General features: G+C 68.9%; 13 protein-coding genes. 7 read left to right on the top strand and 6 right to left on the bottom strand.

The features are described from left to right. The first annotated feature begins 25 nt into the window (after window positions 1-25). Together C475_RS21615 and C475_RS21610 are read left to right on the top strand one after the other, a co-directional pair. Window positions 26-1,171, top strand: a complete 1,146-nt coding sequence (locus C475_RS21615) for an ABC transporter permease (RefSeq protein ID WP_006886048.1) — start codon at window positions 26-28, stop codon at window positions 1,169-1,171. A 1-nt stretch (window position 1,172) separates the two neighbouring features. After that, on the top strand, window positions 1,173-3,401 hold the full coding sequence (locus C475_RS21610; RefSeq protein WP_006886047.1) for an ABC transporter ATP-binding protein: 2,229 nt from the start codon (window positions 1,173-1,175) through the stop codon (window positions 3,399-3,401). Between the two features lie 63 nt (window positions 3,402-3,464). On the opposite strand, the gene C475_RS21605 is transcribed toward C475_RS21610, so the two are convergent. Then, a complete protein-coding gene (locus tag C475_RS21605; RefSeq protein ID WP_006886046.1) occupies window positions 3,465-4,343 on the bottom strand; it encodes a hypothetical protein in 879 nt (292 codons plus the stop codon). Window positions 4,344-4,427: 84 nt separating this feature from the next. On the opposite strand from C475_RS21605, the gene C475_RS21600 reads away from it, so the two are divergent. From C475_RS21600 to C475_RS21590, 3 genes are all read left to right on the top strand, one after another. Beyond that, entirely contained in the window at window positions 4,428-5,561 is a 1,134-nt protein-coding gene (locus C475_RS21600) for an enolase C-terminal domain-like protein (RefSeq protein WP_006886045.1), read from the top strand. Further along, window positions 5,558-6,613 (top strand): lactonase family protein, encoded by a 1,056-nt coding sequence (locus tag C475_RS21595; RefSeq protein WP_006886044.1) that lies wholly within the window; start codon window positions 5,558-5,560, stop codon window positions 6,611-6,613. Before C475_RS21600 ends, C475_RS21595 begins: the two co-directional genes overlap by 4 nt. Before the next feature lie 76 nt (window positions 6,614-6,689). Next, the gene (locus C475_RS21590) at window positions 6,690-7,124 is read left to right on the top strand and encodes a PPC domain-containing DNA-binding protein (protein WP_006886043.1); all 435 of its coding nucleotides are present in this window, start codon (window positions 6,690-6,692) and stop codon (window positions 7,122-7,124) included. 21 nt (window positions 7,125-7,145) lie between these two features. Here the strand turns inward: C475_RS21590 and C475_RS21585 are convergent, their stop codons facing one another. The 4 genes from C475_RS21585 to C475_RS21570 form a co-directional block, all read right to left on the bottom strand. Then, window positions 7,146-7,409, bottom strand: coding sequence for a hypothetical protein (locus C475_RS21585; protein WP_006886042.1), 264 nt, complete (start codon window positions 7,407-7,409; stop codon window positions 7,146-7,148). Between the two features lie 418 nt (window positions 7,410-7,827). After that, window positions 7,828-8,667, bottom strand: a complete 840-nt coding sequence (locus C475_RS21580; RefSeq protein WP_006886041.1) for an NAD-dependent epimerase/dehydratase family protein — start codon at window positions 8,665-8,667, stop codon at window positions 7,828-7,830. A gap of 56 nt (window positions 8,668-8,723) precedes the next feature. Continuing rightward, the gene (locus C475_RS21575; RefSeq protein ID WP_006886040.1) at window positions 8,724-9,932 is read right to left on the bottom strand and encodes a pectinesterase family protein; all 1,209 of its coding nucleotides are present in this window, start codon (window positions 9,930-9,932) and stop codon (window positions 8,724-8,726) included. 70 nt (window positions 9,933-10,002) lie between these two features. Further along, window positions 10,003-11,136 (bottom strand): mandelate racemase/muconate lactonizing enzyme family protein, encoded by a 1,134-nt coding sequence (locus tag C475_RS21570; protein ID WP_006886039.1) that lies wholly within the window; start codon window positions 11,134-11,136, stop codon window positions 10,003-10,005. A 131-nt stretch (window positions 11,137-11,267) separates the two neighbouring features. On the opposite strand from C475_RS21570, the gene C475_RS21565 reads away from it, so the two are divergent. Both C475_RS21565 and C475_RS21560 read left to right on the top strand, forming a co-directional pair. Next, on the top strand, window positions 11,268-12,200 hold the full coding sequence (locus C475_RS21565) for a dihydrodipicolinate synthase family protein (RefSeq protein WP_006886038.1): 933 nt from the start codon (window positions 11,268-11,270) through the stop codon (window positions 12,198-12,200). Between the two features lie 63 nt (window positions 12,201-12,263). Beyond that, complete coding sequence (locus tag C475_RS21560) at window positions 12,264-13,202, top strand: dihydrodipicolinate synthase family protein (RefSeq protein WP_049931153.1); 939 nt, start codon at window positions 12,264-12,266, stop codon at window positions 13,200-13,202. A 125-nt stretch (window positions 13,203-13,327) separates the two neighbouring features. On the opposite strand, the gene C475_RS21555 is transcribed toward C475_RS21560, so the two are convergent. Beyond that, window positions 13,328-14,575, bottom strand: a complete 1,248-nt coding sequence (locus tag C475_RS21555; RefSeq protein WP_006886036.1) for a mandelate racemase/muconate lactonizing enzyme family protein — start codon at window positions 14,573-14,575, stop codon at window positions 13,328-13,330. Window positions 14,576-15,061: the final 486 nt, after the last annotated feature.

Raw genomic sequence — 15,061 nt, 5'->3', positions numbered from 1 at the left:
CACACTGCGACGGAGGGACCGAGCGATGACCGACGCGACAGACGGGGACGGCCCCGAACGGACCGACCACGCCGAGGCGCTGGAGTCGATCCCCTCGCGCGACGGGGCCGCCGACGCGGACCAGCCAGCCGAGGGCGAGCCCGTCCGGGCCGACGGCGGAAGCGTCGGCGTCGAATCGCCCTTCGAGGTCGTCTCCTCCGTCGAGGAGACGCGCCTCGACAAGCTGCGGAAGATCTACGATTCGTACATCCGAGCGCCGTTCTTCATCGTCTGGACGGACTGGCGCGCCCGGATCGGTTTCACGATCGTCTTCACGTACCTCTTCGTGGGGATCGCCGGGCCGCACATCGTCGAACCGACCGAGGTCGGCGAGGCGGGCGCGCTCGCGAAGCCCTTCCAGAACTGGGACTACCCGCTCGGGACCGACCAGATGGGGCGGGACCTGTTCTCGCAGGTGGTCTTCTCGACGACCGAGATCCTGAAGATGGTCTTCGCGGGCGCGCTGGCGACCGTCGGCGTCGGGACGCTGGTCGGCGCCGTCGCCGGCTACAAGGGCGGCTGGGTCGACACCGTCCTCTCGTCGATCACGGACATCTTCATCAACCTGCCCGGGTTCCCCACGGTGATGGTGCTCGCGCTGCTGCTGCCGATCGGGAGCAACCCCTACACGGTCGGGCTGCTGTTGAGTATCGCCGCCTGGGGCGGCCTCGCGAGAGCGATCCGGTCGCAGATGCTGACGCTGCGCGGGGAGTCGTTCGTCGAAGCCTCGCGGGCGATGGGCATCCCCTCGCGGGACATCGTCTTCAAGGAGATCGTCCCGCACCTGATGCCGTTCGTCGTGATCAACTTGACCAACGCCGCCCGCCGAGTGATCTTCTCGGCCGTCGGGCTGTACTACCTCGGCATCCTGCCGTTCGAGAAACTGAACTGGGGGATCACGCTCAACCAGGCGTACCAGTCGAACGCCCACGTTCGACCGGGCGCGCTCCACTGGTTCCTGACGCCGATGATCGCCATCATCGTCTTCTCGATCGGCCTGATCCTCCTCGGGCAGTCGCTGGACCGCGTCTTCAACCCGCGGGTCCGCGCCCGCCACGAGAAGCGGTCGGGTGACACCGTGCCCGACGGCGAGAGCGACGAGGAACTGACTGGCGAAGTGGGGAGTGTCTGAGATGACCGTTTCCGAGACTGACTACGAACGGACGGTGGCGCACAGCGACCCGATCCTGCAGATGCGAGACACGACGGTCTCGTTCGGCATGGAACGCGGCGAGTCACGGGTGCTCGACAACGTCGACATGGACATCGAGCGCAACGAGGTGCTCGGCGTCGTCGGCGAGAGCGGGTCGGGCAAGTCGATGTTCGCCTCGGCGCTGCTCGACGCCGTCGTCGAGCCGGGCCACCTGCGCGGCGACATCACCTACAACCCCGGCGACGGCGAGTCGCTCGACGTGCTCGAACTGAGCAAGTCCGAGCGCAAGGCCTACCGCTGGGAGGAGGTGTCGATGGTGTTCCAGGGTGCGATGAGCTCGTTCAACCCCGTCCGGGACATCGAGACCCACTTCGTCGAGACCCTGGAGGCACACGACTACGACGTACAGGAGGGGATGGACCGGGCTCGCCAGATCCTCTCGGACCTGTATCTCGACCCCGACCGGGTGCTCGACTCCTACCCCCACGAGCTGTCCGGCGGGATGAAACAGCGCGCGCTCATCGCGCTCAGCCTGATCCTCGAACCCGAGGCGCTCGTCATGGACGAGCCGACCGCGGCGCTCGACCTGCTGATGCAGCGGTCGATCATCTCGCTGCTGGAGAACCTCAAGGAGCGCTACGACCTGACGATCGTCTTCATCACGCACGACCTGCCGCTGGTGGCCGACATCGCGGATCGGGTCGGCGTGCTGTACGCCTTCGAGTTCGTCGAGCTCGGGCCGACCGACGAGATCCTCGAGGACGCGGCCCATCCCTACACGCGGAAGCTGCTGAAGTCGACGCCGAACCTCGAATCGCCCATCGAGAACATGCGGCCGGTCGAGGGGTCGGCGCCGGACCCGGTGAACGTTCCGCAGGGGTGTTCGTTCCACCCGCGGTGTCCGCTGGCCACCGACAAGTGTATCGACGAGGACCCCGGGCCGTACGACGCCGGCGAGGGCCGGTTCGTCCACTGTCACCACTGGGAGCACGCCGCCGAGGAGATCCCCATGGACGAGTTCACCGAGCCCGACGCCGAGGCGCCGAGCCGGGCGGCCCGCGAGACGACCGACCGCGCGGGCGAGGAGCCCGTACTGTCGCTCGACGACGTGAAAGTCCACTTCGACCAGGAGTCGGGCATGCTCGACTTCTTCGACGACGCGCCGCCGGTCAAGGCCGTCGACGGCATCGACCTGGACATCTACGAGAACGACGTGGTCGTGCTGGTCGGCGAGTCCGGCTGTGGGAAGACGACGCTGGGCAAGACCGCCGTCGGCCTCCAGCGCCCGACCGGCGGGAGCGTCAACTACCGCGGGAAGGACATCTGGGACGTGCGCGACGGCAAGGGGGACGGCTCCGTCTCCTGGAGCGAGATCCGCCGTTCGCTGCAGATCGTCCACCAGGACCCCGGCAGTGCGCTGAACCCCCACCGGCGCAACAACAAGATCCTCGAAGCACCGCTGAAGCGCTGGCACGACGACCTGGACGGCAACGACCGCCGCCAGCGCGTCATGAGCATGCTCGAACACGTCGGCATGACACCGCCGGAGGACTACTACGAGCGCTACCCTCACCAGCTCTCGGGCGGGGAACAGCAGCGCGTCGCGCTCATCCGCGCGATGCTGATGAACCCCGAGGTCATCCTCGCCGACGAGCCCGTCTCGGCGCTCGACGTGAGCCTGCGCGTCGAGATGATGGATCTCCTCATCGAGCTACAGAACATGTTCGACACGTCGTACCTGTTCATCAGCCACGACCTCTCGAACGCCCGCTACATCGCCGAGCGCACCGGCGGCCGCATCGGCGTGCTCTACCTGGGCGAACTGGTCGAGATCGGTCCGCCCGAGCAGGTGATCAACAACCCACAGCACCCCTACACGCAGGCGCTGCGCTGGGCGACGCCGGAACTCGACCCCGCGGAGGAGCGGGCGGAGGAGTCGCCGATCCGCGAGATCGACATCCCCGACCCGACGAACCCCCCGTCGGGCTGTCGCTACCACACGCGCTGTCCGGAGGCCCGGGAGGTCTGCGCCGAGCAGACCCCCGAGTCGTACGACGCCGACACCGCGAGCCCGCTGCATCGCGGCACCTGCTTCCGGATGGTCGACAACCACGAGTACTGGTCGAGCCCGTCCATCGTCGACGAGGACGAGGACGGGTTCGGGACCGACACCGACGACGCCGCCGGCACCGCGCCTTCGGACGACTGAGCGCGGTCGCTCTTTTATCGCAGCCTAGTCGGATATCGCCGCAGAACGGTCGCTTCGCCGCGCTCACTCGTCGAGCAGCCAGTTGACGGTCACGCGGCCGCCGTCGAGGGTCTCGTCGTATCGGCCCCTGAGATCACCGCGCTCGGCGTCGACGGGGACGTTCGTCGGCAGATCGCCTTCGCTGACTTCACCCGGCGCGAGTTCGCCACCGCGATAGCGGTCGCGGTTGTCGCCGAGGTGGCGGTAGGAGTACTCCTCGTCGGCCCGATAGAACGCGAAGTCCGAGACCAGCGGCGCCCGCGCGGCCTCGTCGCCGACGTTCTCGGCCCGGACCGTCCCGACGGCCCACTTGTCGCCGCCGGGCGGGTCCGCGCTCGTCTCGCCGTCGCTCCCCTCGTAGGTGTACCCCTCGCCGACCACCACGTCGCTCACCGAGAGCACCACACCGTTCGGGAGCTCGTGCGTCTCGCCGACGGCGATCTCCCGCGCGACGAACCGGGTCCGCGCGACGGGGTCGGCGTCAGTCAGGCGGTAGGACGCAGGCTCGACGTACCCGCTGGGCGGGAGGGCGACGGTCTCGGAGACCGTCTCCCCGGCCGGAACCGAGGCCTCGACGGTCGCGTCCGTGCTCGCCCACTCGCCAGTTCCGACCCTCGCTTCGACGGCTGCGGTGAACGACCCCGAGCGTCCCCCGGAGTTCTCCAGCGTCACCGAGAGCGTCCCCTCGGTTCCGATCTCGACCGTCGAGGGGACCGAGAGGTCGGTGACCGCGACCGACGCCGGTGGGGCCGTCGGAGTCGTCGTGGACGCGACCGTCGGAGTCGCTGTCCCGTCCGAGCCGGTCGCTGCTCCGGTCGCGTCCGTCGGGGTGTCGTCGGTCCCGGCCCGGCCGCAACCGGCCGTGACTGCCGCTGCTGTCGCGAGAAAGGCGCGTCGGTCCATAGCTGTGAGTCACGGTGGCACACAATGGACCTTTCGGTGCGTCAGGGGAACCGTTAACACACGCCGACGCGAACTCACGCGCAGATGGAGATCAGCGACGTCGAGACGATCGCCTTCACCTGCGAGTCCGCGAAGGCGCGTGACGAGAAGGGTCACGCTCACCCGGGACCGCCGGTGGAGCGGGTCAAGCGGATCACGCGGGTGTCGGTCGACGGTGGGCCGGACGGCTACTGCCTCGGCGGGCACGAACCGACGAACGACCTGGCGAGCGAGACGCTGGCCGGCGAGGACCCGCGCGAGCGCGAGCGGATCCGTCGCAGGCTGCGACGCATGGGCCGACTGCGGCGCGCGACGCTGAGCGAGACGACCGTGTCGCGGGTCGACTGCGCGCTGTGGGACGCCGCCGGCAAGCACTACGGCGAACCCGTCTACCGGCTGCTGGGCGGCCACCGCCAGCGGGTGCCCGCCTACGCGAGTACGATGGTCGGCGACGACGACCCCGGCGGCCTGGGAACGCCCGAGGCGTACGCCGACTTCGCGGAGACGCTCGTCGACCGCGGCTACCCCGCGGTAAAACTCCACACCTGGATGCCGCCCTACGACGCCGACCCCGAGCGGGTGGTCGCGGCCTGTCGGGCCGTCCGCGAGCGCGTCGGGCCCGAGGTCGAACTGATGCTCGACTCCCATCACTTCTACGCGCGGACCGAGGCGAAGCGGATCGGCGACGCGCTCGCCGATCTCGACTTCGCCTGGTTCGAGGAGCCGATGGACGAGCACTCGACCGGTTCCTACGAGTGGCTGACGCGGAACGTGGACGTGCCGGTCGTCGGTCCCGAGACGGCCGAGGGCGGCGCACAGACCCGCGCCGAGTGGCTCCGCCGGGACGCCGCGGACATCGGGCGGGTGGGCGTCCACGACGTGGGCGGCATCACGCCGGCGCTGAAGGCGATCCGCGCCTACGAGGCGTTCGGCGTCGAGTGCGAGCTCCACGGCGGCAATCTGCCGAACCTCCACCTGCTCGCCGCGATGGCCGAGTCCGGGCGGTACTACGAGCGCGGCCTGCTCCACCCCGACTACGACTACGGGGGCGACCGGCCGTTCCTCGAAACGCCGCTCGACCCGCTGGACGACGACGGCCGCGTCCGCGTCCCCCAGTCACCGGGGCTGGGCTACGACTTCGACTGGGCGTTCGTCGCGGCCAACCGGGTGGAGTCGTGACCGACGCCGACCACCTCGCACTCGTCTGCTCGACCGCCGGAGACGGTGAATCTGGCGTCTACGCCTACGACGCCGACGCGGGGACGCTGTCGGAGACGGCGACCACCTCCGTCGAACACCCGATGTACCTCGCCGTTCATCCCCAGGGCGACCGCGTCTACGTCGCCAACCGTACCGACGGCGGGACGGTCAGCGCGTTCGCCGTCGACCGCAGCGACGGGTCGCTCGAACGCCTGGCTGACCGGTCGAGCGAGGGCGCCGGCCCCTGCTACGTGAGCGTAGATCCGGTCGGTCGCTACGCGTTCGTCGCCAACTACGGCGGTGGAACGGCGGCGATGTACCCGCTCGACGGCGCGGGTGACCTCGGCCCGGCCTGTGACGTGGTCCGCCACGAGGGGAGCGGGCCGAACGCCGACCGCCAGGCGGACCCGCACCCCCACTCGGCCGTTCCGGGCCCGGACGGTCGCTCCCTCTACGTGCCGGACCTGGGGACCGACGAGGTGGCGAGATACCGGATCGACGCCGACGAGGACCGACTCCGTCCGGCCGACCCGCCGGGCGTGACCCTGCCGCCGGGCACCGGGCCGCGCCACCTCGCGTTCGGGCCGGACGGCGAGTACGGCTACCTGGCCGGCGAGTTGGACTCGACGGTCACGGTGCTGGCACGGGACGCGGCGACGGGCGCGCTGGAGCGCGTCGCGAGCGCGAGCACGCTCCCGGAAGCGGCCGAGGGGACGGAGAACGCACCGGCCGACGTACACGTCCACCCGGACGGGCCGGTGTACGTCTCAAACCGGGGCCATCGGAGCGTCACCGCGTTCGCCGCGTTCGACGACGCCCGAGGCGGACTCCGCTCGCTCGGTCACACGCCGACGGGCGGCGCGAACCCCCGGGACTTCGCGGTCGCTCCGGACGGCCGGCACCTCCTCGTCGAGAACCGGGACGGCTACGACGTGGCCACCTTCTCGGTCGACGCCGACGGCCGACTCACCGAGCGGGCGCGGCGCGCGGTTCCGAAGCCGACCTGCCTGGCGTTCGTCCCGCGAGCGTGAGCGCTCGGGCGAGCGATCCGGCCGCGACCGCGGGGAGGGCCATCTTTATTCGCGTCCGGCGAGACGGACGAGTCGTATGGAGACCTTCGAATCCGACGACGGACACGTGGTCGTCCGTCTCGACCGCGGTGACATGGCACTGGAATCGATCGAGGCGGCCTGCGAGGCCCACGACGTCGACACCGGCGCGGTGGTGTCGGGTATCGGCACGTTCAGCAACCTCAACATCCACTACGTCGACCGGACGGACCTGCCCGACGAGCAGGCCGACCGCAACGTCGCCCTCGAATTAGAGGGGTCGTGGGAGGTCACGAACGTCGGCGGCGCTATCGCCGACGGCGAGCCCCATCTCCACGTCACCGCGTTCAACGGTGAGCGCACCGTCGGCGGTCACCTGGAGGAGGGCTGCGAGGTGAACGTCCTCGGGGAGTTCACTATCAGAAAGTTCGACGGGCTCTCGCTGACGCGGGAACCGGGCGAACACAGCGTCTCACAGCTGACCGAGCGATAACCCCTGGACTTCCGTCACCTCTCACCGGCGGCGCCACCAGATGAGCGTCCGTCCGACGACGCCGAGGAGGACTAGCGCCGTCCCCCACAGCAGGAAGACGACCGCCCAGACGGCGGAGATCCCGCGTTCGAGGAACCCGGCGCCGATCGCCGTCTCGATCGATATCGAGAGGACGAGGAGGACGACCCCCAGCATGGCCACTTTCGCCAGCACGGATTCCCTGAGTTCGGTCACCGCTCGCGCTCCGAGCCCGCTCGCGCCGCTCCGGTTGGTACGTGTCGCCATTAGGCGTACGTGCGGCACACTCGCATAAATCCGTTTGGGTTCCCGGGAACTGACCGCGCCGAATTATATGATTTATTAGCATAGATTTATATACTAATGTTTCGAAGCGATACTCGTCCCGATCCCCACCGGGACGAGGTACAGTCAGACAAGCGACACCACCCCACTCCGCGCAGATTCACTCACGGACCCCTGTCGACATCCGCGACAGGGCCGCCGGTCGCGAACCAGAACCACTGTCAGGATCCGACCGCCGGTCGACCGTCGGTCTCGCGCCCCAGGCCTCGCTGGCTCGGTGCGCGACGCCGGAACGGTTCCATCTGTGCCACGGATATCCGGCGCCCCGTTCGGGGCGCCGTTTCTACTTTCCTCGTAGCCACTGTGTAGACCGAGCGATCCGTCGAGAAGGGGTGCCGAATCAGGCGGGCGGTTCGTCCCACTCGTCGCCGTCGTCACGCGGGTTGTAGTCGATCCACGAGCGGGCGTGTTCGAGGTCGAACCACCGGCGCTGGTTGTCGCTGACGCCGTAGAAGATCCCGTAGTCGACGGTGTCGTCGGTGAGACAGCACTCCACCTCGTGAGCGAAGTCGCGACGGGACTGCCAGGTACACTTCATCCGCGCGACGGCCCGCTCGTACTCGGGACTGCCGCGCTCGAAGTCGCCGTCGTCGACGCCGGACTCGGCGTTCCCGTAGGGGTGGTCGTACTCGGGCATGTTGACGGTCCCGACCCGGAGCGAGTAGACCTGCTTGGGGTACTCGAACTCCTCGACGTAGTACCGACAGAGGTCCTCGCCGAAGCTCTTGGAGGCGCCGTAGTAGGAGTCCGGTCGGACGGGGTCGGTGTGGTCGACGACGAGGCTGTAGTCGCGCTCGTACAGTTCGGGCGCGTGTTCGGTCTCGTAGAGGCCCACGACGTGGTTCGTCGAGAGGAAGACGAACGTCTCCACCTGCTCCTCCCGGGCGGCCTCCAAGGCGTTGTACGTGCCGACGATGTTGGGTTCGAGGACGTCGGTCCAGTCGCCGCTCGGACTCGGGTAGGCGGCCATGTGGACCATCGCGTCCCGGTCCGCGGAGGCCTCGCGGAGCTTCTCGCCCTCGGTGACGTTGCCGACGATCGTCTCGTAGCCGCCGTATGGGTGGTCGTCCGGTCGGTCGGAGCGGTTGTAGTAGGTGAACTCGTACCCGTCGTCGTCGTGCAGGTGGTCGATCAGCGCGGTCCCGCACCGACCGTACGCACCGGTGACTAGCACGTCCATACCACAACCCCGGTGTCTCACACCAAGAAAATGTCGGATCCGGTGGCGTCCGCCGTCTACGCCTCGCCGTCGAGGCAGTCGGCGATCTCCCACCCGTCGAACAGCGTCTCCAGCGACTGGTAGGGCTGGGCCTCCTCGTCGGACAGCTGGTGGGCCCAGTCGACTCGCCGGTCGGGCGCCGCCCCTGGCCCCTCGTTGTCGTACTCGGCGAGGAAGGCCGTCTCCGTCTTATCGTCGTGTTCGGGCTCGTCCCACGGCTCCCAGCCCGCCGGCCGGATCACGTCCCCCAGGTGGCAGTTCACGAACACCGCCTGCCCGTAGGGCTCCCACGGGCGCCCGAGATAGACCGACTCCTCCGGGGCGTCACCCGTTATCTCGCAGTTCCGGAAGACGTAGCCGTAGGCCTGGTCCTCGGGCGTCGCGGGCGCCGCGATGTATCCCTCGTCCGTACAGTGGATCTCGCAGTCGTCGAAAACGGCGGTCGCGAGCCCGAAGATGAAGTCAACGTCGCCCTCGACGTAGCAGTTCCGGAAGTACTGGCGGGTGCCGCGGCCGTAGTTGTAGAGGGTGTCCTGGTTGCCGAGGAAGCGGCAGTTGTCGAAGAACGCGCGGTCACCGCTGATCCGCATCGCGACGGCCTGGGCGACCGGGTTCGCGGCGTTCTCGAAGGTGAGGTTCCGCGCGGTGAAGTCCAAGCCGTCCGCGAAGAAACTCGACGACTGGGAGGTGCCCAGGTCGCCGCCGCTGCCGTCGGACTTGTCCGCGTGGTCGTCGTAGGTGAGCACCGTCTCCGCAGCCGACTCGCCGACGAACGTCACGTCCGTGCGGTTGGGCGGCAGGCGGATCTTCTCCTCGTACCGGCCGGGCTTGATCAGCACGCGGTAGCCGTCGAACGTGGCTGCCGGGATGGCGTCGATGGCCGCCTGGACCGACTCGAAGTCGCCCGAGCCGTCCTCCGCGACGACGGCGTCGAACTCCTCGCCGCCGGGACACCGGTACTCGGCCAGCAGCGCCTCGATGTCGCGGTCGGTCGCCGTCGGCGTCGGCGTGTCGGTCGAGGTAGCCGTGGGCGACGCCGTGTCGGTCGGCGCCGGTGCGGGACTGCCTGTCGGCGTCGATTCCGCCGTGGGCGTTTCGCCCGATCTGTCACCGCTACAGCCCGCGAGCGCTCCCAGGACGGCGGCCCCCGTTGCCGACAGGACACTTCTGCGAGACGGTCGGTCGGACTGTCGGGACTGGTCGCACGCACCGCTCTCGTCTGACATGCTCTCACAGTCTTCGAACGTGGGCAAAAGCCTGACGCACTACGAGCGAGCGGTGGCACTCCGCTCGCCGTCAGTCCGCGCGGTACCGCTCGATCGCGCCCTCGTCGACCGAGATGCCGAGCCCCGGCCCCTGGGGCACGGCCAGGGTCCCGCCGCTCGGGTCGAACGGGGTTTCGAGGATGTCCTCGCGCAGCGGGTTGGGACTGCGGTCGAACTCGACCATCATCGGGTCGGGGACGTTTCGAGTGTGGGGGTAGTCGGAGACGCTGGCGGCGAACTGGACCGCGGCGGCCAGCCCGACCGCGCTGTTCCAGATGTGGGGCCGCACCCCGACGTTTTCCGTTGACGCGAGGTCGGCGATCCGACGGGCCTCCGAGAGGCCGCCACAGCGCGCGAGGTTCGGCTGGACCACGTCGACGAGGCGGTCGTCGACCAGCCGCTTGAACTCGAAGCGGCCGTAGTGGGCTTCCCCCGCCGCCAGCGGCACGTCGGTCCGCTCCCTGAGCTCGCGATAGCCCGAGAGATTCTCGGGCGGGACCGGCTCCTCGACCCAGGTGAGGTCGTACTCCGAGATCTTCCGGATCGACCGGACCGCCTGGTCGGGCCGGTAGTTGCCGTTCATGTCGACCATCAGGCGGGCGTCGTCGCCGAGGATCTCCCGGGCAGTTCGGACCCGTTCGGCGTCGGTCTCGGGGTCGGCGCCGATCTTGATCTTCGCCGCCTCGAACCCCTCGTCGACCGCCTCGCGCATCGGCTCCGCGATGGGTCGGTCGCGCTCGGTGTAGTACATCGTCGAAGCGTAGGGGAGCAACTCCTCGCACTCGCGGCCGCCGAGCAGGCGATGGACCGGGCGGCCGACGGCCTTCCCGCGGATGTCCCAGCAGGCTACGTCGACGGCGCTGACGACGCTCTGGACGAAGACGCTCCCGCCGAAGTGGTAGGGGTCGGTGTACGACCGGGTCGCCAGCGACTCCGAGTCGAACGGGTCCATCCCGACGACCGTCTCGCGGAACAGTTCGTCGACGGTCGCTTCGACGATCGGGCCGGGGGCGAACGCCTCGCCCCAGCCGACGGTGCCGTCGCCGGTTTCGAGACGGAGCAGCGTCGTCGACCGGTCGTGACCGAAGCCGCGCGCGTCGCCGAGCCCCTCGCCTTCGGGGAGGGTGTGCGAGAGCCCCACGACTTCCAGGTCGGTGATCTCCATGTCCCACAGCGCGACCGCTCGGCGCATATAGCTTGCGGGGCGTGGACCGCCGGGCCGTCGACCGAGTGCCGCGGCCCCCACGTGGCGGGAGCCCGGTGAACGTTTATTATCGCGGTCGTTCAACGGGTCGTATGGACGCTACGAGACTGCGGAGTAGCTTCGAGACTGTCGCGTTCACCACCGCCGTGCCGTTCGACCGCTCGGACGGCGCGGTCGACCACGACGCCCTCGCCGACAACCTCGCCGGGATATACGAGGCCGGTGCGCGGCTGTTCGTCCCCTGCGGCAACACCGGGGAGTACTACGCGCTGACCGACGAGGAGCGCGTCGCTGTCGTCGAGACGCACGCGGAGGCGACCGGCGACGAGGCGACGGTCGTCGGGGGCGCCGCCGGCAACGTCCGCGAGGTGCTCGACCTCGCAGCGGAGTACGAGGCCGCCGGCGCGGACGCGCTGATGGTGATGCACCCCGACCACACGTACGTTCACGAGCGGGGGCTGGCCGAGTACTACCACGCCATCTGCGACGGGACGGACCTGGGCGTCGTCATCTACAAGCGCGGTCCGGAGGTCTCCCGGAACGTCCTGATCGAGCTCTCGGAACGCGACGAGGTGGTCGCCGTCAAGTTCGCCGTCGACGACGTCAAGGAGTTCGCACAGACGGTCCAGGACGCCGACGGCGCGGTCACCTGGATCAACGGGATCGCCGAACGCTACGCGATCCCGTTCGCCATCGAGGGAGCCGCGGGCTACACAACCGGTGTCGGGAACTTCGTGCCGCGAGTGACGCTGGCGCTGTTCGAGGCGATCGACAAGGAGCAGTACGAGCGCGCCCGACGGATCCAGCAGGCGCTGCGCCCGCTCGAAGACCTCCGCGAGGAACCCGGAGCGGGCAGTTCGATCCCGAACGGCAACAACGTCCCGGTGATCAAGGCCGGCCTCGACCTCGCCGGGTACGAGGGCGGGCCCGTCAGGCGACCACTGGTCGAACTGAGCGACGCGGACCGCGAGCGGCTCGAATCGCACTACGAGCGACTGGAGACGTGGACGCCCTCCCGCGCTTGAACGCCGGCCGCGCCGATCGCCGTAGACGATGGGTTTATCAGAGAGGACATGGATCTTAGGACCATGCGTCTGTCAGACGACCAGATACGGGAGCGTTTGAGAGGGGTCGCCGTCGGCCTCCTGACCCCTTTCGACGACTCCGCGGAAATCGACTACGACGAGCTCGCGGAGAACGCGGGGGCGCTATACGACGAAGGGATACGAACGTTTCTCGCTACCGCGAACATCAGTGAATACCACTCTCTCTCGCAGGACGAACGGATCGACATCGCCGCGGCGAGCGTCGAGGCGCTCCCCGACGACGCCTGCGTCCTGGCCGGTGTCGGGGGGAGTACGGCGGACGCGACGGAGCTGATCCGGGGGTACGACCGCCACGGTGTCGACGCGATGATGGTCATGCCGCCCGACCACACGTACCTCCACGAGCGCGGCCTCCTCGAGTACTACCGCGAACTCGACGCGGCGAGCGACCGACCGCTGGTCCCGTACGTCCGCGGGTTCGACCCCTCGGTCGACTACCTCGGCGACCTGACCCGTATCGACGGCGTCGTCGGCGTCAAGTACGCCCTGGAGGACGCCGTGAAACTCGGCGCGGGGATCGCGGCCGGCGCCGACGACGTGGTCTGGGTCGACGGCCTCGCGGAACCGTACGCGGTCGCCTTCTGGGCCGAAGGCGTCGAGGGCTTCTCCGCCGGCGTCAGTAACTTCCGCCCCGAGGTCGGCCTCGCGCTGTTCGACGCGCTGCAGGACGAGGACTGGGAGCGCGCCCGCGAGCTGCGGAACATCTGTCTCCCTTACCAGCGCTTCCGCGACGAGACCGGCCAGGACAACACGATCCCCGGCGCCTCCAGCGTCGCCGCGGTCAAGCAGGGACTGGAACTCGCCGGTCTCAACGGGGGCGCGGTGCGGGAACCGATCCGGCCGCTCACCCCCGAACAGGAGGAGCGAGCCGCCGAGCTGTACCAGCGACTGGACGACGACATCAATCGACTCATCGAGTAGGGTGGGACGGACCCGGCCGTCGAGCCGCGCGCGGACCGCCGCTTTCCTTCTTCACCGCGTCACCGAACAGCGGCTGCCGTGCGGTCACCCACGGACCGATACCACCGACTGCGAGCCCAGCGCCGTTACTCGTCGTCGTAGCGGAACTCCGTCCAGGGACCGTCCTCGAAGGGGTACGCCTCGACCACGTCGAGGTCGACTTCGATGCCGAGCCCGGGGCCCTCGGGGACCGAGAGGACGCCGTCGTCGACCGCCGGTTCGCTTTCGATAATGTCGAACGCGAGGTCGAACGGGTACATCCCGGGGTCGCCGCCCACGTCCGCCAGCGCGGGGTCGTTCTCGAAAACGGGGTACTCCAGCAGGCGGGTCTCGGGGGCGGCGGCGACGAGGTGGGCGTTGGCAGCGAGGCCGATCCACGTGCCGAAGTTGTGGGGAACGAACTCGACGGCGTCGCGTCCGGCGCAGAACTCGACGGCCTCGCGACAGCCCGTGAACCCCTCGTGGTGGCGCACGTCGCCCTGCAGGAAGGAGACGGCGCCCGTCTCGCCGAGTTCGACGAGGCCCGCCGCCGTCTCCTCGCTCTCGCCGCCGGCCAGCGGCGCGCCGGTCTCGGCCAGCTCGACGTAGCCCTCGTGGTCGTCGGGCTCGACCGGCTCCTCGACCCAGTAGGCGCCGTGTTCGCCGGCGTGGGCGACCAGGTCGCGGACCGTCTCGCGGCCGTAGGCCTCGCCGAGCTTCCACCACGTGTGGACGTCGAGCATGAACTCGGTCTCGGTCAGCCGGTCGGCGAGCAGCTCGACCGTGCGGCGGTCGCCGTCGGGGCCGATCCCGGGCCGGTACTTGTAGCCGAAAAAGCCCAGATCCTCGATCAGCTCGGCCTGGTCGGCGAAGCCCTCCGGCTCCATGTACATCCCGGCGCTGGCGTACAACGGTAGCTCCAGCGTCGGGTCGGTACCGTACTCGTCGGCGAGCAGTTCGTAGACCGGGACGCCGTGTTCCTTCCCCCGGAGGTCCCACAGCGCCACGTCGATCGCAGAGATGGCCTCGGTCACGTCCCCCGCCGGAACCGACCCGTCGCGGATCAGGTCGTGCGCGTCGGGGATCGATCCGATCGTCTCGCCTTCGAGCGCGTCGGCGACCGGACCGTCCACGATATCGGCGAACGTGCCCTGAGAGTCGCCCTCGAAGTACTCCGTCATCGCGGAGCTGCTCGCGCCGGCCGTCGCGAACCCGCGCCGGCCGTCGGTCCTCTCGACGACGATCAGAACCACGTCCCGCTTCAGCAGTCTGCGAGTCCCACCCTGGAACGGGCGGTCCTGCGGCGGGTCGATCGGCGACGAAAGCGCGTAGCTGTCGACTGTCGCGATGTCCATGTGCGACCACTCGCGCGGGACCGCTTAAATCATGTGAGACCCACGCCCGCCCACCCCGTTCCGCAGACGGGAACGAAATGCCGGCGGAATCGTGATATCCAGTCGTCACGGCCGCCACAGCCCCGTAGACGGCTCGAAGGAATTTGCCGTTTCAGACGATATAGTGGCCGAAAATCCGGATATCCGGTGTTCGAACAGCGTTCCCTCTGGGGGAACGATCCGAAGCGGTTTCGGCCCCGTTCGGGTGGCTTCCCGCTGTGAGGAGCTGTGTGACCGACCCCTAGTATTCGTGACGATCCGGTTTTCGCCGGTTTCACCGCTGATGGAGGCGATGCACGGATTCTGGACCGCTCCGGTCGGTTACCGATAACGAATGGGTCGCGTTCGCCAGGTGCGAATGCCGGATTGCTGGGGCGTAGAGCCTGTTTCGAGCCGATTTCTCGCTGACAATCACCGACCGGCGTCCGGTGAGTCGCGCCCGATCAT

Origin of the sequence: Halosimplex carlsbadense 2-9-1, assembly GCF_000337455.1 — an archaeon.
GTDB lineage: Archaea > Halobacteriota > Halobacteria > Halobacteriales > Haloarculaceae > Halosimplex > Halosimplex carlsbadense.
The sequence above is the reverse complement of the archived record's forward strand: the minus strand, read 5'-3'. Positions and strand labels throughout refer to the sequence as shown.